Raw genomic sequence first — 18,525 nt, forward strand, 5'->3', positions numbered from 1 at the left:
TAATATTAATAAACATATACAAAATGAAGTTAGCCCAAATAATGCTTATCTAAATTGGACTAACTTCATTTCTAATAGTTTATTATCAGTACACTTTTACCAATTCCACATCAAAAATCAACGGAGCATTTGGTGGAATTACTCCTCCTGCACCACGACTTCCATATGCCAAATCAGATGGAATTACCAAACGAGCTTTATCTCCTTCTTGAAGCAATAGAATTCCTTCGTCCCATCCTTCAATCACCTGTCCTACTCCAACAGTAAACTTCAATGGCTGTTTTCTATGGTATGATGAATCAAAAACAGTTTTATCGAGCAACATCCCCGTGTAATGTACGGCTACTTCTTCGCCTACTTCAGCCTGTTTTCCTGTTCCTTTCTCAATAATCTTATAGAACAATCCACTTTCAGTCTTTTCAAATCCTTCGGTTTCAGTAGCTAATTCTTTTTTTGCTTTTTCACGAGCTTTTGCTATGCGTTCTTCTTTTTCGGCATTGAACGTTTCAAAAACCTGCACGGCGTCCCATTGTTGAGCCTCCTCTCCTACTCGAATGATTTCAATTGCATTGATAATATCTCCTTTAGATATAGCATCTACAACATCCTGACCTTCAACAACTTCACCAAAAACAGTATGTTTTCCATCCAACCAAGGTGTTGGTACGTGTGTAATAAAAAACTGGCTTCCATTAGTGCCAGGCCCTGCATTTGCCATGGATAGGATTCCTGGTTTGTCATGTTTCAAATCTGAGCGAAATTCATCATCAAATTGATATCCAGGATTTCCTGTTCCTGTACCCAAAGGACAACCTCCTTGAATCATAAAATCGGCTATCACTCTGTGAAATTTTAACCCATCGTAATAAGGGGTACCTAAGGGTTTACTATTGTTTTTTTGTTTTCCCTCTGCCAATGCTACAAAATTCCCAACGGTTCCAGGAGTTTTGTCATGCGTCAATTTTACCAAAATATCACCTTTGGTAGTTTTAAATTTTGCGTAAATTCCGTTTTGCATTTCTTATTTTTTTAGTATGTTTGCAAAAATAAATAAGATTTGAACAATCGCCAACTGAATGTTATTTTTTTATAATCTTTACTTCTTATATTACTGATATACAACAATATATAAAAATCATTAAATGCACTTTTTACCTAAAGAAATTGAAGAATATGCTTCTGAACATACAGAAAATGAACCTCTTTTATTACAGGAGCTGACTCGTCGTACCCATTTGCAAGTTTTGCAACCCCGTATGATTAGCGGTCATTTTCAAGGGCGTGTATTGAGTTTATTATCAAAACTTATTAGTCCATCAGCAATTTTAGAAATAGGTACCTACACTGGATATGCTACATTATGCTTGGCTGAAGGACTGCAAAAAAATGGCGTTTTACACACCATTGATATTAAGGAAGAATTACAAGAACTACAACGAGAATTCTTTGACCGAAGTGGTAAAGGCAAACAAATCATTCAGCATTTAGGAAAAGCAAAAGACATTATTCCTACATTGGAAACCAAGTTTGATTTGGTTTTTATTGATGCCGACAAACAAAATTATGCTATATATTTCGATTTGATTATCAACAAGATGAACTCGGGAGGGATTATTCTATCGGACAATGTACTTTGGAGCGGAAAAGTGGTACAAAATGTTAAATCAAACGACAAACAAACTCTTGCTCTGCTTGAGTACAACAAAAAAATCAAAGAAGACCCACGTGTAGAAACCGTTTTATTTCCAATTCGTGACGGTTTGACCGTTTCAAGAGTCATATAAAAAGAGACTCCATATTCTGAAAAGTCTCTTGTCTGATTCTACTTCAATATTTAAAACTCAACTACGCTGCCCTGCGGTAGCTATTAGTTTTTTATTAATTTCTTTGATAAGATTAGGCCCCTCGTAAATGAAGCCCGTATAAAGTTGCACCAGTGACGCCCCCGCGTTCAATTTTTCAATGGCATCATCTGCTGAATGAATACCCCCAACTCCAATGATAGGAAAGGCTCTACGACTTTTTTCACTTAAAAAACGAATGACCTCAGTAGAGCGTTTGGTAAGCGGTTTCCCACTAAGTCCTCCTACTTCATTTTTATTGGCTGATTGCAATCCTTCACGTGAAATAGTTGTATTGGTAGCGATTACTCCTGCTATTTTTGTTTCTTTAACAATATCGATAATGTCGAGCAATTGCTCATCGGTTAAGTCAGGTGCAATTTTTAGAAGTATTGGTTTTTGCTTTTCCTTAGCAAGATTTAATTGTTGCAATGTATTGAGTAACAATTTTAATGGTTCTTTTTCCTGTAATGTCCTCAAATTAGGCGTATTAGGAGAACTTACATTCACCACAAAATAATCCACATATGGGAAAAGACGTTCAAAACAATAGCTATAGTCGTTTACTGCGTTTTCATTTGGAGTAATTTTATTTTTACCTATATTGCCTCCAATGAGTACGTTTTTGTTCGTTTTCAAGCGTTGTATCGCTTCTTCTACCCCTTGATTGTTGAATCCCATTCGATTTATAATGGCTTTATCTTCTTTCAAACGAAACAGACGTTTTTTAGGGTTACCAGGTTGCCCTTTCGGAGTAATTGTTCCGATTTCAACAAATCCAAAACCTAAGTTTGACAATTCTTTGTAGAGTTTTGCTTCCTTATCCAATCCCGCCGCAAGTCCTACCGGATTTTTAAATTTAATTCCAAAAACCTCACGCTCCAAAGCGGGATGCTCTACTTGATAGATGGAACGAAGCAGGGAAGGGATTCCAGGGATTTTATGGATGATTTTTAACAGTGAAAACGTTAAGTGATGGGCTTTTTCAGGATCTAATGAAAAGAGTATTGGCTGGATAAATTGCTTATACATAGCTATTTATTTTATAAAATGATTAAAAAACGAAATGGTCGTATACGAAAAAAGAGACCTTCAAAACTGAAAATCTCTTTTAGTGGGAAGAGCAGGATTCGAACCTGCGAAGACATAGTCAGCAGATTTACAGTCTGCCCTCGTTGGCCACTTGAGTATCTTCCCCCAAATGCGGTTGCAAAGATACGTATATTTTTGAAATAAAAAAGTTTTTCTTACAAATATTTCACAAAAAAAAGCAACTCAAATACAAGTGACTGTATATCAAGATAAAAACACGATAATGTATATCAAAAAATAATTCCCAAACCTACACTGAATCCTGAGGTTTGCACACTTGCCAAATTCATTAGTTGATATTTTGCTCCGATATGTAAGTTTCGATAATAGAATCGAGGCCCAACAGAAAATGAAAATACATCGTTTCGTTTGAAATAAACATACTTTAAATCAGCATGAAGGGAAAAAGGCCTAAAGAATATTTCATTTCCTAACTCAAAAGCTAATCCCCATTGTTTCAATTCGTTACCTACATATCCTGCCCCAATTCCCCAATGAGTAGAAACCCGTTGAGTTCTAATTCGGTAGTATTCACCCGTAAGAACAAAAATATCTAATTTTTCGTCCTCAGCTTGTAGCAATTTTTCCCAAAAGTGTAAATATTGTAAATTGATGCCAAAACGCTCTCCAATACGAACCTTTGCATTAAAATCATTGGTAAAGAAGCGTCCTTTTTCTGAAAAATAGTAATTTGAGCCCTCTAATCGCCATAACACAAAGTCTTCCCAAGGAGCTTCGTACTGGTAGTCACCTTTTGAATTTCCGTAAAAAGGATACCGATTTAATGTAGCTCGACTCATACGTCCTTCGGATTCAGCTTCAGTTTCAAAAGCAATATTATATGCCAATGCCAAAGTGAGGTCATATAGGAAAGATTCAAAAAATATATCCCAAAAACTTACAGAAGAATCTCCAAATGAAGTGCTGTAACCACTACTTTGTGAGGAGCTTCCCAACTGCGTTTGCTGTGGAGTTCCTAAATTATTTTTAGCTTGTTTTATCTTACTTTGTGCTGATAATGAAAGTGATAACAAACAAAAAATTACGCTGAAAATCTTTCTCATAAGTCAGAATTAATTTGTTCTTTAATCTTCTCCCAAGTAGATGTATGGACAAGCTTTCTGAAAGTAAAATCCTTATTATCAACAACTTTCATAATATATTTACTACGCTCTTCCGACATAGGATGCGAGTTAATCCATTTCAGTGCTTTGAATTCGATATCATTAAGATTGCTTGTTAGATCGGCAAAAGGTACTGGATCTATTTGAGCATTTATGAGATATTCCACTCCCAAAAGATCGGCTTCTTTTTCCATTTTTCGACTGAAAGAGGAAGAAACAAGCATTTTGCTAATTTCAGAAATTAGTGTATAGTCGCTTTGTCCTGTAAGTACAGTAAATAAGACTCCTAACCCAATTTCCTTTTTTAGCGATTGCATCACGTGATCTTTCTGAATGTGAGCCAATTCATGAGCAATGACCCCCGCTAAGGCTTCAGGATTTTCAGTTTTTTGGATCAACCCTGTATATATAACCATTTGATTATCAGGTAAAGCAAAAGCATTTACCTCAGAATTGCTGAATATGTATACGTTCAAAGAATCTTTTACAATACCGTTAGCTGTACATATTTTTGTTACAATACTATCAATGGTTTTTGAAACAAAGACATTCTCCAATTCCGAATTGTACCGTTTAAAATCAGCTAAGGTAACTTCGCCCAATTTCTCCTCAATTTTATGTAGGTACTTTGAATTGTTGGGTAGGAAATTAAACACCCCAATCCAGTTGATTTGAGCCAATAGTAACCAAGAGATGAAAAAAACACCAAAAACAGCTAAACCTCTAAAAATCAGTCTTCCTATCATTATTTTTAACTATTAGATTCGTAATATCTCCATAGAACCACCACGAAATGTGTATGCCTTTTCTAACTTTTGTTGCTGTATAAAATGTGACTACAAACTCCCAAATATTAAAAATAATAGCTGCTAAAACATAAGAAATATACAGATTAGAAACTTCATTACTTCCAAAAATAATGGAAATTGTCCACCAAAATCCAACTGTATTGACGAAAAAAACACTGAGTTGCGAAATTAAAGACTGGATACAGTGCCAACGAACAAAAAAGGTATTATTTCGGTTAGCAATATAAAAAAAGAAAGTTGAAATTAAATTTACAATCGGCAAAGGTAACCCCACAAGCAACACTACAATTGACATCAGGTAGCTATATGAAGCTCGTTCTTTTTCACTTTCCGTAAGTCTTTTATTAAAATTAGATATCTCAATCATAGTCCTTTATAAATATTCCAAATCCAGTTCAATGCCAAAAATATAAAAAGCGGAATGTAAAGATACGGATTTTTTAATAGATTTTCTGCTGTAATATATTTTTGGTACAGTGTCTGTTTTTTTGTCAAAAAGTCATAGACCAGCCATATGGGAAGAATCATCAAGGCCAGTGAAACAACAATCCCCAAAGGGTTCCACCGAAAAATCGCTTCCAAAAAATCACCTCTAAAAACGGACAGAACCGAACGAGTTGAACCACAGGAAGGACAAGGAACATCGGTAATTTGTTTTGACAAACAAACAGACACTCCAACGCTATGTTGTTCAAGAAACAAGTTAACTACTAACCAAATCCATCCAACAATAGAAAGAAGCGTTACAAAAACATACAGGTTTCTTGAGGTCAAAATCGCAATAAATTTTGTAACATTTCAAAGTTTTTATCACGAGTGGCATCCATGATCAAAAACCAATCGACAATTGTCCAAATTCCTAAACCTCCACAAGTTAAAATTTTCGCTACCCCTAAACCAACGTCTCCGATAAAAATTCGGTCAATACCACTAACTGCGGCTATTGGTGTAAGAAGTGATAATAACAACGCTGTTTGTGGATCTTTAAACTGTAAAGTTTGCAACATAACCCACTGATTTTCATTCATTTCAGACAACTGTTTTCGGATGTAAGGAATAGCTTCACTCTTGAAGTACTTTCCATTTGATACGATAAACATATCAACTTTGTTTGCGTCTACTTTTATTTCCATTTTAAATTAATTATGAAATATTTTATTATTTTTTTACTGATTCATTGTTAATAAAAACTCCTCATTATCGCGAGTTTGTTTAATTCTATTTTCCATAAATTCCATAGCCTCCAAAGGATTCATATCGGCTAAGTATTTACGTAGAATCCACATACGTTGCAATGTTTTTTCGTCAAGTAATAAATCATCACGACGGGTTGAAGACGAAATCAGGTCGATGGCAGGGAAAATACGACGATTAGCAATACGGCGATCCAACTGCAATTCCATATTTCCTGTTCCTTTGAATTCTTCGAAAATAACCTCATCCATCTTTGATCCAGTTTCGGTTAGAGCGGTTGCAATAATTGACAGAGAACCTCCATTTTCAATATTGCGAGCTGCTCCAAAAAAACGCTTGGGTTTGTGCAAAGCATTAGCATCCACACCTCCTGTAAGCACCTTACCTGAGGCTGGTTGCACGGTATTGTATGCTCGTGCCAAACGAGTGATTGAATCTAAAAGAATAACCACATCATGTCCACATTCAACCAATCGCTTGGCTTTTTCTAAAACAATATTGGCTATTCTCACATGCTCCGAAGCCTCTTTATCAAAGGTTGAGGCGATGATTTCACCACGAACACTTCGTTGCATATCCGTAACCTCCTCCGGACGTTCATCAATGAGCAATACCATCAAGTACACCTCTGGATGATTTTTTGAAATAGCATTAGCTATATCCTTAAGTAACATCGTTTTACCTGTTTTAGGTTGAGCTACAATCATTGCTCTTTGCCCTTTTCCAATAGGAGAAAATAAATCAATAATACGCGTTGAAGGCGTACTTCCTTTATCTGCCAATTTAAATTTTTCATTGGGAAAAAGTGGAGTCAAATGCTCGAAAAGTACTCGATCACGTACAATTTGCGGATCAAGACCATTGATTTTCAAAACCTTAAGCAAAGGAAAATATTTTTCACCTTCCTTCGGAGGACGCACTTCACCCAGTACGGTATCTCCTGTTTGTAATCCAAACAATCTGATTTGTGATTGGGAGACATAAATATCATCGGGAGATGCTAAGTAGTTGTAGTCCGAAGAACGCAGAAATCCATATCCGTCCTGCATAATATCCAAAACTCCTTCGCACTCTACGATGCTATCAAATTCAAAATCAGGTGAACGGTATCGATTTCGTTTCTCTTTATCAAAATTTTCAGAGTTGTTATTTTGTCCATTTCCATTGCGATAGGTATTCTGATTTTGCCCTGTCTTCTGCTGATTTTGAGATGTTTGTTGAGATTGATTTGTAGTATTTTGGTTATTCTTTTTCTGAAATCCTACTTTCTGGAATTGTTTATTCTCCTTATTATTAGTGGTAACATTTTCCTTAGCATCGGATTTTGGAAGTTGTTCTTTATTAGTTTTTCCGTTGTTTTGAGTATTTTCTTCTTGTATCTTTTCCTCCTTTTGAGGAACTGTTGGAGTGGTAGTCGAGGCTGAATTTGATTTCTTTTTATTTGTTACAGTCTTTCTTTGAGTTTTCTTTTGTGTCTGCTTTTTGGTTTTCACCTCATTCTTTTCGCTTTCCTGTTGTTCTTGAGAAGGGTTAGCTGCCTGATGATCAAGAATTTGGTAAATCAAATCCTCTTTGTTGAAACTGCGAAACTTAGGCACTTTCATTGCTTGAGCTATTCCCTGCAATTCAGGTAGCTTCATAGATTTTAAATCTGTAATGTCTAACATTTGAATCTTAAATTATTTAAAGAAAATATGGGTTTTAATAGCTATCAAAACATTGTAGCTACTTTGGTTGTTCAGAAAAATATTATAGTATGTGTTTTGAGAAAATCTTTTTAGATAGTGTTCCTTGAAGACGAGGCAAATGTAATATTTTTTTTTGAATTGACAATTTTTAGCGTATATTTTTTCTTTGAAAAGATATAAAAGTATTTATGTACTCAGCGTTATATTCAAGTTTTTCGGATATGTGAGCTAACCTATTTTAGGCAATTCCAATGATTTTTTGATGGCATAAATTCGAAAAGCTATAATAAAAACAATGGTTATCAAAGAAATATAATCGTGAAAAAAAGGTAGCTCTTTCAACCCCAAATACATTAAACTACCTACAACACAAGGAGTTGCATAAATTTCTTTATGAAAAATTACAGGAATATCATTACAGAGTATGTCTCGAATAACTCCACCAAAACAAGCACTCATCACTCCGATAGACACAACAATGGTCGGATGCAATTCATAGGAAAAGGAAAGTGCTATCTCTGTTCCAATAATGGTAAAAAAAGCGATACCAATAGTATCAAATAATAATAAGGATTTTCGCAAATAATGAATTTTATTTCGGAAGATAATAGCAAACAAGGTTCCTCCGAAAATCATTGCTACGTAAATAGGAGCTTGCATCCAAAAAACCGGTGTTCGACCTAATAGTACGTCTCGTAGGGTTCCCCCTCCAAGTCCAGTAACGAACGCGATGATGAAAATCCCGAACAAATCCATTTTCTTTTCGCGAGCAGCCAAAGCTCCTGAAATAGCAAATACAAAAACTCCTGCCAAATCAACAGCGTAAAATAAATCCATAGCATCAGTATTTTTACAGTTGTAAAATAGTCAAATTAGAGAAGTAAGGTTACATACATTTTATATACATAAAAAGCCGTCTTTCGACGGCTTTGAGCGGGAGACGAGGTTCGAACTCGCGACATTCAGCTTGGAAGGCTGACGCTCTACCAACTGAGCTACTCCCGCCTATCCTTTTGTTTTACGGTTGCAAAGATACGACTTTTTTTATTCCCTCCAAATTTTTAATCACTTTTTTTTGAGTTTTTTTTGAAAATATTTATAACATACTGTTTAACAACATATTAAAAATAAACTTTTTTTCCACATATTAGATTGAACTTATGTAGAAATACTTTTTTCTATTATTTTTAGTATTGCTTGGTCAATCTTTTCAAGTAAAGGTTTTGTTTTTTCAATCGTATAATCATTATATAAGGTTTCTAAACGTTTATAGGTTACAAAAGTTTTTCCGTTGACTTCTCTAATGAGCATTTTTAAAGGTAATTCAATAGCTAATAATTGATTTTCTTGCATCAAAACGGTACCTACTTTCGGATTCCCTATAATTAAAACTGTGGTAGGAGCCAAATGTAGTGCCGATTTTTTAGCTGCTTTGCTATGATCAATCACTGAAAATATTTGTATATTCTCCGAGGTCAATCCTTTTTTGAGTAACTTTATTGTCTGCTTGAAATCATACTTACTTTCTACAGTAAACAACTTGTTATCAATCGACTGTGAAAACACACTTATCGAAAAGAGACATATAAAAAATTTAAATAGCTGCTTCATATGAATTTTAAATTTATTTTTGAACTTCCATAGATATCCCCTCTCTCTGGTAATTTATTTCTACTTTTATCTGAGTGAAAAAATCTTCAAGTTATTATTAAAATTATGACTCCAACTCCAAAGCATTGCGAACTTCATCCATAACTTGGGTGTTATCAGATATAACAATCAGGGTATCATTTCCTTCAATTTGGGTAGAACCGTTAGGAGTTATGTATTTGTCTTTGCGTTTTATCATTGCTATAATGGCATTGGAAGGAAAGTCCACATCTACTATTTTTTTGTCTACCACATAGCAATCTTCTGGAATAAAAATTTCTTGCATGACCGCACGAGGATGTTCTCTCTTGATAGCATCGGCTGGGTTTTCTTCATTTTCGGCAGGTTGTTCAGATGCCAAATTGAGCCACTTGGCTACCATTGAAAGTGTTGTTCCTTGAATTAATACGGAAGTTACTGAAATAAAAAATACTATATTAAAGATGATATTTGCTTTTTCAAGACCTGCTAACATAGGATACGTGGCAAATACAATAGGTACAGCTCCTCGAAGTCCAACCCACGAAATATAAGAACGTCGTGCGAAACTCATTTTGAAAGGCAATGTTCCCAAAAACACACTTAATGGACGTGCGACTAAAATCAAGAATACAGAAATCAACAATCCAATTCCCATCAATGGAATGGTTTCAGAAGGATTAACTAATAAACCTAAGGTCAAGAACATCACAATTTGCATTAACCATGCCAATCCGTCAAACATTTTGATAACACTTCCTTTGTGGATAAAACTGTGATTACCTAAGTAAACCGCAGCTACGTAAATTGCTAAAAATCCATTACCACCAAGTGCTTCGGTTCCTGAAAAAGTAATGTACATCAAAGCTATGGCTAACACAGGATATAATCCTTCAAATCCTAAAGATATTCTGTTGAAAATAATTTTACTAAGTCTCCCAAAGATAAATCCTAAAATACCACCTAATATAATCTGCTTTAAGAAAATAAAAATTACACCTAATAAATCTTGATCAGGAATTTGTACCAAACCTAAAAAAGTAGTTGTTAAAACGTAAGCCATAGGATCGTTACTTCCGCTCTCAAACTCCAAAGTTGGACGTAAATTTTCTTTGAGTTCTAGATTTTTAGATCGTAAAATCGAAAATACAGCAGCAGCATCAGTCGATGACACAATCGAACCTAATAGCAAACTCTCAAATATAGTAAAATCAGTAACATACCACACAAAAACTCCTAAAAACACGGCGGTGAGCAGTACTCCAACTGTAGAAAGCATAATCCCTTGTCCCAAAATGGGTTGTACAGACTTCCAACGAGTCTCCAATCCTCCTGAAAACAAAATAAAATTCAGAGAAAGAATTCCAATGAATTGAGCCAATCCAGGATTATTGAACTCTATTTTCAAGATACCATCACTACCGGCAAGCATCCCAACACCTAAAAATAAAATCAAAGTAGGCACTCCAAATTTGTAAGAAGTTCGTCCTGCAACGATACTAACAAGTAGTAGTAAAGACCCGACGAGTAATATGTTTTCCGAGGTTAAATTCATAATATGTACATGGTTTTGGTGCGAAAATATGAAAAAAAATTAAGAACCAAAACTGAAAAAATAGTTTTATGCTAAAAAAAATGACTATCTTTGCATTACCCATTGATGTCTTTTTCATAAAGAAACGTAAAAACTAAGATGTACTATTTTATATCTATCTGAAAAATAAATTATTATGAAATTTAAATTATTCTCCTTACCAAAAAATAAAAAATACAATTACACTCCTCGCTATTATGATGGAAAAGAAAAAGGAAACATCTATGATTTAGACTCTCGTATCCGAAAAGATCGCGAAACACAGACCAATCACTTCACTGCTCAATGGCGAGATGTCCGTGCTAACAGTCGAAATACCAAAAACGTAGAAATCAACAAAACTTTTCTAATTGTGTTAGCGATTTTACTATTTTTAGCATTGTATATACTTGATTTTGATCTATCTATATTTAAAAGGAGCTAATATATAAAAAATCAGCCTGATAGGAAATAGATTAAAAAATATAGCTTTATATATACAATCCCACAGACTACCAAGAAAACGATTCCTAAAATAAAAATGACCGATATAATTCGTTTATTACCCGATCACGTTGCCAATCAAATTGCAGCAGGAGAAGTAATTCAGCGACCTGCCTCTGCAGTGAAAGAATTACTTGAAAATGCGATTGACGCCAAGGCTACTAACATAAAACTCATCGTTAAGGATGCAGGAAAAACTCTTATCCAAGTCATTGACAATGGCATAGGAATGAGCGTAACAGATGCCCGACTTGCATTTGAACGACATGCTACCTCCAAAATTCAAAAAGCGGAAGATTTATTCCAATTGCAAACAAAAGGATTCCGAGGGGAGGCATTAGCCTCCATAGCGGCAATTGCTCATGTGGAACTTATCACTAAACGACCTACGGATGAATTAGGAACAGAACTTCGGATAGAAGGAAGCAAGATAACTTATCAAGAACCGTGTGTTACAGCTGATGGTACTTCTATTTCAATGAAAAATTTGTTTTTTAACATCCCTGCTCGACGAAATTTTCTCAAATCGGACACCGTAGAATTACGACATATATTAGATGAATTTCATCGTGTAGCATTGGCTCATCCAAATATCCATTTTCACTTTTACAACAATGGGAATGAGCTATTTAACTTACCTATCACAAATTTTAGACAACGTATCGTACACCTTTTTGGTGGAAAAACAAATGAAAAATTAGTACCTATTGAGGAGGAAACCCCCATTTTGAAAATAAGCGGTTTCGTGGTGAAACCTGAGTACATAGCTAAAACGAAATCCCTGCAATTTTTAATGGTAAACAATCGTTTTGTAAAAAATAGATATCTAAATCACGCTATTACGGTGGCCTACGAAGGACTTATTAACAGCCAACAACAGGCTGAATATTTCATTCGATTGGAAGTTAACCCTTCAACCATAGACATCAATATTCACCCGACTAAAACTGAGGTAAAATTTGAGGACGAACACAGCATTTACGCTCTCCTCAAGTCGGCAGTAAAACACAGTTTAGGACAATTTAACATAGCTCCAGTACTTGATTTTAATCGAGACACGACTTTCGACATTCCTTATAGCTATAAGGATAAGGAACCTGTTTTTCCAAAAATTGAAATAGATCCTAATTTTAATCCTTTTAAAGAAGAAACTCAAAACAACCGAAATTCGGGAAATGGACAGAACTTTTCTTCGCACCCTAAAAAACAAAGCTCGTGGGAAAGTCTGTATGTAGGTATCGAATCTGATTTGAATAGCTTTGAACCACAAGTAATTGAGAGTAAACTCTTTGATGTAGAGCCATTGTCACCCCAAATAGGAAAAAATATACTGTCAATAGGAAAGAAATACCTTGTAACAACGTTGCATAATGAACTAATTATCGTTAATATAAACCGAGCACATCAGCGGATTTTGTATGAAGATTTTCTGAAAACCTTAAAATCAACAAGTACAGCAAGTCAACAACTAATGTTCCCTCTGGAATTATCTTTTTCAAGGGAGGAACTTGATGTGGTTAAAAGATTAAAAGAATTATTTGAAAATATTGGTTTTATTATTGATATTCAAGAAGATAAAATACAAATAAATGGAGTTCCTCTACATATTTCGGACAGCGATATTCCCAACGTATTTCAAGAACTCATTCAGCAACACATTGAAAACCTACCTACAAACGAAAACACTCAAAAAGAGGCTTTTGCACAAAGTCTTAGCCGTAGTTTAGCCATAAAAACAGGACAAAACCTAACGGAACAGGAACAAGAAACTTTGTTAAATAATTTGTTTGCTTGTAAAGAAAGTTTAATTTCGCCACTTGGAAAGCGAGTGTATAGCCATCTTTCACTTAATGAAATTGATAAATATTTTTAATCTATAATATATTTCATGGAACGTATCACACAAATAATCAAACACTTAATAATCATAAATGTTATTGTATTTTTCATTGCCGAATACAATTTGATTCCCAACATAAATCTCACAGAAAATGCTGCGATCTACTTTTTTGAAAATCCTAATTTCAAATGGTGGCAGTATGTAACATATATGTTCATGCACGGCGGACTAATGCACTTATTTTTCAATATGTATGCACTTTGGGCATTTGGCAGTCCGTTAGAAAAGATTTGGGGACAACAAAAATTTTTGTTTTTCTATTTCTCGTGTGGCGTAGGTTCAGCGTTAATACATTCAGGAGTGAATTACTACTATTTTCAGGAAGGATTACAAACCTTAGCTGATAATGGTTTTACGCCCGAAATGGTGAAAAGTGTATTAGCCGAAGGTAAGTACAACACAGCTTGGGAGCATATTATTCCTAAAAGTACGTTTAACGATATGATGAGTTCCTATTTTACACCAGCTGTGGGAGCTTCAGGAGCAATTTACGGGATTTTAGTCGCCTTTGGGATGATGTTCCCTGATGCCAAACTCATGATGATTTTCATTCCGTATCCGATAAAAGCTAAATATTTCATACCTATTTTGGTGGGAATAGATTTATTCTCAGGCGTTACAGGATTCTCTATTTTCGGTGGTAATATCGCACATTTCGCACATGTTGGAGGTGCGTTGATTGGATTTTTAATGATGTGGTATTGGAAAAAGAATTCCTTTGATGCCAATGGATGGAAACGATAGCATAATAATAGCCTCTGTTTAACCTATCAATAGCAATACATAAAAGTTTTTGAAGACTTTTTATAACATCACCAAGGTCAAACAGAGGCTTTTTATTTGAATGAAATTTTCAACTTCTTCTTATATAGCCCTACAATTTTTCCAAATGAATTACTTTTTATAAATAAACTTTCCTACATCAATAACTTCTTTATTATTAGTAAGCCGAATGACAACTTCTTGTTTTTTCTGATTTCTGGAACCATAATTGGTGAAAAATTCTAAACGGAGACTTACTGGGAACAATTGTTTTTGTGAATAATTTCCGTAATATTGTACCTGAATTTCATATTGACCATCAATTGCTTTTCTTATCATAAATTCCTCTGGTCCATAGCCTCCTGTAAAATCATTTGATATTTTCCCTCCATACTCCGTCAGGTCGTTTGAGTAATAGCATTTTTCTTTTTTAGGGTCGGTTACCCATAAATCCATATCGGAACTATCTGTATCCCAAGTAAGTACAACACGTACATCAACTGGTTCATTTTTCAGTAATCGCTTGTCTATAAAGGACGTTTTTACATTTTTTTGCGTATTAACAATGTTATTAATTTCGTTCATTGCAATAAGTTCGATACCATAAAAACGACTATTCCATACTTCGGTAACAACTTTATAAAGCGTTTCAACAGCTTTGTTATACTGTTTATCTTGAGCCAATGCCAAACCTAAATCACGGAACGATTGAGGCTCTTCTTCTCTCATTTTCAGTACTTTTTGAAATATCAATATCGCTAATTTTGGATTTTTGTACTCTAATAATTTATATCCCAAAACTCGCAAAATTTGAGCTTCTTCTAAGTTGAGTTCCGCTAAGTTTGAAAGTATCAAAGTTGCTGTTTCGCTTTTTCCTTTTTTGAAGAAATAATCGGCAGCGTCGACGTAAAAAGCAGGTGTTTTACCATATTCTTGCTTTAATTTCAAGTAAGTTTCATAGGATTTCCTTTCGTCTGTATATTCTAATACTTTTTGATAAGGCGTATCAGGATTCCAACTATTTAACTGAATATCAATATTTTTATTTTGACTAACGCTTGTTTTTTCAGCCATTTTTTTGCTTCCTGCACCGGTCATCGCAACCATCTCTTTCATTTCGGACGCTACTTCGGCTTCTTCCATAAAAGCTATTTCTTCTACTGCCACTTCTCTCCTATCTGAATGAGTAGCAGATATTACCACAACTTCCTCAATTGCAGATGCAGGTGGCGATGGGGGTGGAATCTCTCCCTTTCCGTTTTTTTCCTCAACACTAATTGGAAAACTCGTGTTCCACCATTCACTTTGGGCTTTTGACATCGCAATAACCTCCTCAATTTTGTCTTTTTTCTGAGATTTTTTGCGATTTTCTTCCTCCTTAGCGTATTTATCTTCCCGAGCAACGGCTTCAAAATACTCTTTTTGTAGTTCTGTTGGAGGAACGATTCTATTGGCAACATAATCCGATAAAAGTTCCAAAACAATGAGCGATGTTCCTTCAGTTACAATACCAAACTCTTTCCCAACGGCATCTATTTTATCCTGATTTTCAGCTTCTGACCTCATTTGTGCGATTTTCTTCCCTGCCCAAAAACGTTCTAACTGCTTAAATTCTTTTTCGGAAGAATCCATATTTTTCTGAACGATAACTATTTTACTTTCAGTGATTTTATTTCCATATCCGAAAGAAAACTCCAACTCTGCTTTATCCGATTGCAATTGCCCTGCAAATGAAAAATAGTTCTCTGTGATTGGACTTCCTACTTGTGGATATACATCCGACACTTTTCCTGACTTCACTTTTGCCTCAATCAAATGAAATGTTGGTTTTAGTAATTTTTCCAAAGAATTTTCAACTGTTTGTTGTGATAAATTGATAAAATTTCCGCCTGTCTGATTGCTTATATATTGCATTTTATCAGTATTTGCTACTGATTTTGAATTGATTGCATATACGGGTTTTTGGATAGTAGCGGTCAATAATTTCAAATTTTTTTCCTCTCCAAAATTGAATATTCCGTCCGTGAACACCAAATACTCATCACTTGAATCCTTGATTTCCAATGGATTAATATAGGTAGCTCCGTCATAGGTTTGTTTTTTTAAATAAGAATTTAAAGCTGACCAATCCCCATTTTTAATACTAAATTTTTTAGGAACATTAGCACGAATATTAAATGTAATTAGCTCAACATCAACATTTTTTATGGTTTTAAAATAGGCTTCTAACAATTGATATTCCTTATCAAAATCACGTTCTTCACTTGAAGCTGAAATATCCCAAAGCAATCCAATTTTTTTAGGAAACGATTTGTTGTTAATTATCTCTTTTTCAAGTAAAATACTTCCATAAAAGTACGTTTTTTGGTTTTCTGTAGAAGCAAAAATCTGCTGTTTTTCTATTTTTGGAAATATTAAAGTGATGTTTTTATTAAGCCTATAATCCGTTTTTGTCAATTCTGAAATATAAGAATTTCGCCATTTTTTGAATGATAATTCCACACTATCGTCTTCTGTTTTTACTTCTCTTGACACAATTTCAGCTTTCAAACTGAATTTTTTTAGCGTAAAATCTCCTTTTATGGGTAGAAAATAGAAATCTTTTCCATTTCTATGACTTAATTCTTGTTCAAAAGCAATCAAAATACGTCGAGAACCCTTTGCAGGTATGGGATAAACACGTGCTTTGAAATTGTTTCCTTCGGTTTTTTCCAATAAACCGGGGTCAACACTACGTCTGACAATATTTTCAAAGGCTACACGTCCTTGTTTTTTATCCACTACTACGCCTTCACGTAACTTTCCGTTGATATCTAAGGCAAAACGAGAAACCACTTGTCCTGCTCCGAGAGGAAACTCAAATTCACCTTCCATCACCCGATCGTTAGGATTATAGAACACCATTTCCATAGTGGTAATCGCTGTTTGCCCTACAACGTAAATGTCAGTGTGCAACTCTTGCAATTCCATAGGATTTGCATTTTGCTGACTTGCAATTTTCATTTTAGGAAGCATCGATTGTGCATGAGAAACTACACTCATCAAAATGCTAACACCGGAAAAAAGATATTTGTACTTCATAGCATTATATTTACAATTTTTAAACATTTTGAAGAGGTCAAATACTGTGCCAAGAGGCTAAATTAATTACGAATTTTAAATTACGAATTACGAAATTTAAATCCCGTAATTAACTTATTATCCTTCTAAATTTAACACTTAAAGAAATGTTAATAAATTGACAGTTCAGGTACGATTTTCGACCGTTCATGCATAAAACAGTATTTTAGGTTCAATATTTTAACATTTAACAAACGTTAACAATTGTAGTTATTTACCAAATTCTGTTATTTTGTTGTGCGATTTGAAACAGAAACTGATGATTAACATACTCAAAAAACTGTAAAACATTAAGGAAATATTTTTAAAATAGTAAATCAAATTTGATAGTTATGAATACAAAGATTGGAAAATGGGTAGTGATCAGTGTGGTTGCTTTGGTTTTACTTTTGGCTTGTATTAAAGAAGAGCCTATCATTCACGTAACGAGTGTTACGTTAGAGAAAAATGAATTGAAATTGACGGAAGGGGACAACCACAAACTGTCAGTAATAGTTCTTCCTGAAGATGCTACCAACGCAAGTGTCAGCTGGGAAAGTAGCAACACCGATGTAGCTACAGTTGATGCCAAAGGGCTGATTACAGCATTGAAACCAGGTACGGTTGAAATCACAGTAACTACCGAAGATGGAGAAAAAACCGCCGTATGTAAGGTAACCGTCGCCCCACGTTTTATCCATGTAGTTTCGGTGAGTATTTCCCCTGAAAAACTAACTCTCACTGAAGGGAATACGCACTCTTTAACCACTACGGTATTACCCACTGAGGCTACTAATCCCAAAGTTATGTGGAGTTCTGCGGATAGCACGATTGCTACGGTAAATGAAATGGGAGAGCTAACGGCTCTTAAGGCGGGAGTCGTGACCATTACGGCAACCAGCGAAGATGGAGCGAAAACAGCTCTCTGTGAGGTTACTGTTGAGGCAAAAATTATTGAAGTGGAAAGCGTACGCCTATCGGAAGAGCAAATTACGTTAGTGGAAGGAAATACATATTCTTTAACAGCCACCGTACTGCCTGCCGATGCTACCAACAAAAACATTCATTGGACAAGTGAAAATGAGGCTGTTGTCACCATAAACGAAGGAGGGTTACTAACCGCTCATAAAGTGGGTACAGCTACCGTAGTGGTTACTACAGAAAGCGGGAAAAAGACTGCAATTTGCCGAGTGACCGTCGAAGCAAAAGTCATTGCTGTGGAGAGCGTAAGCCTTTCTGAAGAGCAAATTACGTTGGTGGAGGGCAATACTTACAGTTTAACGGCTACCGTTTTACCTGCCAATGCTACC

17 protein-coding genes and 2 tRNA genes are annotated in these 18,525 nt (G+C 35.0%); 5 read left to right on the forward strand and 14 right to left on the reverse strand.

The genetic code is table 11. The features are described 5' to 3' along the window. Window positions 1–85: 85 nt before the first annotated feature. Window positions 86–1,018: a peptidylprolyl isomerase gene (locus CCAND38_RS10620; protein ID WP_042345321.1), complete on the reverse strand. Its 933-nt coding sequence runs from the start codon at window positions 1,016–1,018 to the stop codon at window positions 86–88. Window positions 1,019–1,142: 124 nt separating this feature from the next. Between CCAND38_RS10620 and CCAND38_RS10625 the strand changes: the two genes are divergently transcribed. Beyond that, window positions 1,143–1,784: an O-methyltransferase gene (locus CCAND38_RS10625; RefSeq protein WP_042345323.1), complete on the forward strand. Its 642-nt coding sequence runs from the start codon at window positions 1,143–1,145 to the stop codon at window positions 1,782–1,784. 57 nt (window positions 1,785–1,841) lie between these two features. On the opposite strand, the gene CCAND38_RS10630 is transcribed toward CCAND38_RS10625, so the two are convergent. The 12 genes from CCAND38_RS10630 to CCAND38_RS10685 all read right to left on the reverse strand — a co-directional run bounded on the left by CCAND38_RS10630 (window position 1,842) and on the right by CCAND38_RS10685 (window position 10,932). After that, window positions 1,842–2,873 carry a quinone-dependent dihydroorotate dehydrogenase gene (locus CCAND38_RS10630; protein ID WP_042345325.1) on the reverse strand — a complete coding sequence of 344 codons (1,032 nt, stop codon included), beginning with the start codon at window positions 2,871–2,873 and terminating at the stop codon, window positions 1,842–1,844. A gap of 83 nt (window positions 2,874–2,956) precedes the next feature. Then, window positions 2,957–3,038: transfer RNA gene (locus tag CCAND38_RS10635), tRNA-Tyr, on the reverse strand. Between the two features lie 125 nt (window positions 3,039–3,163). Beyond that, window positions 3,164–3,997 carry a hypothetical protein gene (locus CCAND38_RS10640; RefSeq protein WP_042345326.1) on the reverse strand — a complete coding sequence of 278 codons (834 nt, stop codon included), beginning with the start codon at window positions 3,995–3,997 and terminating at the stop codon, window positions 3,164–3,166. Continuing rightward, window positions 3,994–4,803 carry a M48 family metallopeptidase gene (locus CCAND38_RS10645; RefSeq protein WP_052458240.1) on the reverse strand — a complete coding sequence of 270 codons (810 nt, stop codon included), beginning with the start codon at window positions 4,801–4,803 and terminating at the stop codon, window positions 3,994–3,996. The genes CCAND38_RS10640 and CCAND38_RS10645 overlap by 4 nt, the downstream gene beginning before the upstream one ends. Continuing rightward, window positions 4,781–5,233 carry a hypothetical protein gene (locus CCAND38_RS10650; RefSeq protein ID WP_042008152.1) on the reverse strand — a complete coding sequence of 151 codons (453 nt, stop codon included), beginning with the start codon at window positions 5,231–5,233 and terminating at the stop codon, window positions 4,781–4,783. Before CCAND38_RS10650 ends, CCAND38_RS10645 begins: the two co-directional genes overlap by 23 nt. Next, a complete protein-coding gene (locus tag CCAND38_RS10655; protein ID WP_042008154.1) occupies window positions 5,230–5,640 on the reverse strand; it encodes a DUF2752 domain-containing protein in 411 nt (136 codons plus the stop codon). The genes CCAND38_RS10650 and CCAND38_RS10655 overlap by 4 nt, the downstream gene beginning before the upstream one ends. Then, window positions 5,637–5,999, reverse strand: a complete 363-nt coding sequence (locus CCAND38_RS10660; RefSeq protein ID WP_042008156.1) for a TM2 domain-containing protein — start codon at window positions 5,997–5,999, stop codon at window positions 5,637–5,639. The genes CCAND38_RS10655 and CCAND38_RS10660 overlap by 4 nt, the downstream gene beginning before the upstream one ends. Before the next feature lie 33 nt (window positions 6,000–6,032). After that, window positions 6,033–7,727, reverse strand: coding sequence for a transcription termination factor Rho (gene rho, locus CCAND38_RS10665; protein WP_042008158.1), 1,695 nt, complete (start codon window positions 7,725–7,727; stop codon window positions 6,033–6,035). Between the two features lie 249 nt (window positions 7,728–7,976). Then, window positions 7,977–8,585, reverse strand: a complete 609-nt coding sequence (locus CCAND38_RS10670; RefSeq protein WP_042008161.1) for a trimeric intracellular cation channel family protein — start codon at window positions 8,583–8,585, stop codon at window positions 7,977–7,979. A 95-nt stretch (window positions 8,586–8,680) separates the two neighbouring features. After that, window positions 8,681–8,753, reverse strand: a tRNA-Gly gene (locus CCAND38_RS10675). Window positions 8,754–8,906: 153 nt separating this feature from the next. Continuing rightward, a complete protein-coding gene (locus tag CCAND38_RS10680) occupies window positions 8,907–9,359 on the reverse strand; it encodes a DUF302 domain-containing protein (RefSeq protein WP_064504538.1) in 453 nt (150 codons plus the stop codon). A gap of 103 nt (window positions 9,360–9,462) precedes the next feature. Beyond that, window positions 9,463–10,932 carry a potassium/proton antiporter gene (locus CCAND38_RS10685; RefSeq protein WP_042008163.1) on the reverse strand — a complete coding sequence of 490 codons (1,470 nt, stop codon included), beginning with the start codon at window positions 10,930–10,932 and terminating at the stop codon, window positions 9,463–9,465. A 175-nt stretch (window positions 10,933–11,107) separates the two neighbouring features. On the opposite strand from CCAND38_RS10685, the gene CCAND38_RS10690 reads away from it, so the two are divergent. The 3 genes from CCAND38_RS10690 to CCAND38_RS10700 all read left to right on the forward strand — a co-directional run bounded on the left by CCAND38_RS10690 (window position 11,108) and on the right by CCAND38_RS10700 (window position 14,098). Next, window positions 11,108–11,395 carry a hypothetical protein gene (locus CCAND38_RS10690; RefSeq protein WP_042345328.1) on the forward strand — a complete coding sequence of 96 codons (288 nt, stop codon included), beginning with the start codon at window positions 11,108–11,110 and terminating at the stop codon, window positions 11,393–11,395. 96 nt (window positions 11,396–11,491) lie between these two features. Further along, window positions 11,492–13,327, forward strand: a complete 1,836-nt coding sequence (gene mutL, locus CCAND38_RS10695; RefSeq protein WP_042345330.1) for a DNA mismatch repair endonuclease MutL — start codon at window positions 11,492–11,494, stop codon at window positions 13,325–13,327. A 15-nt stretch (window positions 13,328–13,342) separates the two neighbouring features. After that, window positions 13,343–14,098, forward strand: a complete 756-nt coding sequence (locus tag CCAND38_RS10700) for a rhomboid family intramembrane serine protease (RefSeq protein WP_042345332.1) — start codon at window positions 13,343–13,345, stop codon at window positions 14,096–14,098. 150 nt (window positions 14,099–14,248) lie between these two features. Here the strand turns inward: CCAND38_RS10700 and CCAND38_RS10705 are convergent, their stop codons facing one another. Next, window positions 14,249–17,197, reverse strand: a complete 2,949-nt coding sequence (locus tag CCAND38_RS10705; protein ID WP_042345350.1) for a DUF2135 domain-containing protein — start codon at window positions 17,195–17,197, stop codon at window positions 14,249–14,251. A gap of 371 nt (window positions 17,198–17,568) precedes the next feature. Between CCAND38_RS10705 and CCAND38_RS10710 the strand changes: the two genes are divergently transcribed. Beyond that, the coding region (locus tag CCAND38_RS10710; RefSeq protein WP_197066356.1) for an Ig-like domain-containing protein at window positions 17,569–18,525 on the forward strand (957 nt) is incomplete at its 3' end.

This window comes from Capnocytophaga canis, from assembly GCF_000827555.1.
In the GTDB taxonomy this organism is placed as follows: Bacteria; Bacteroidota; Bacteroidia; order Flavobacteriales; family Flavobacteriaceae; genus Capnocytophaga; species Capnocytophaga canis.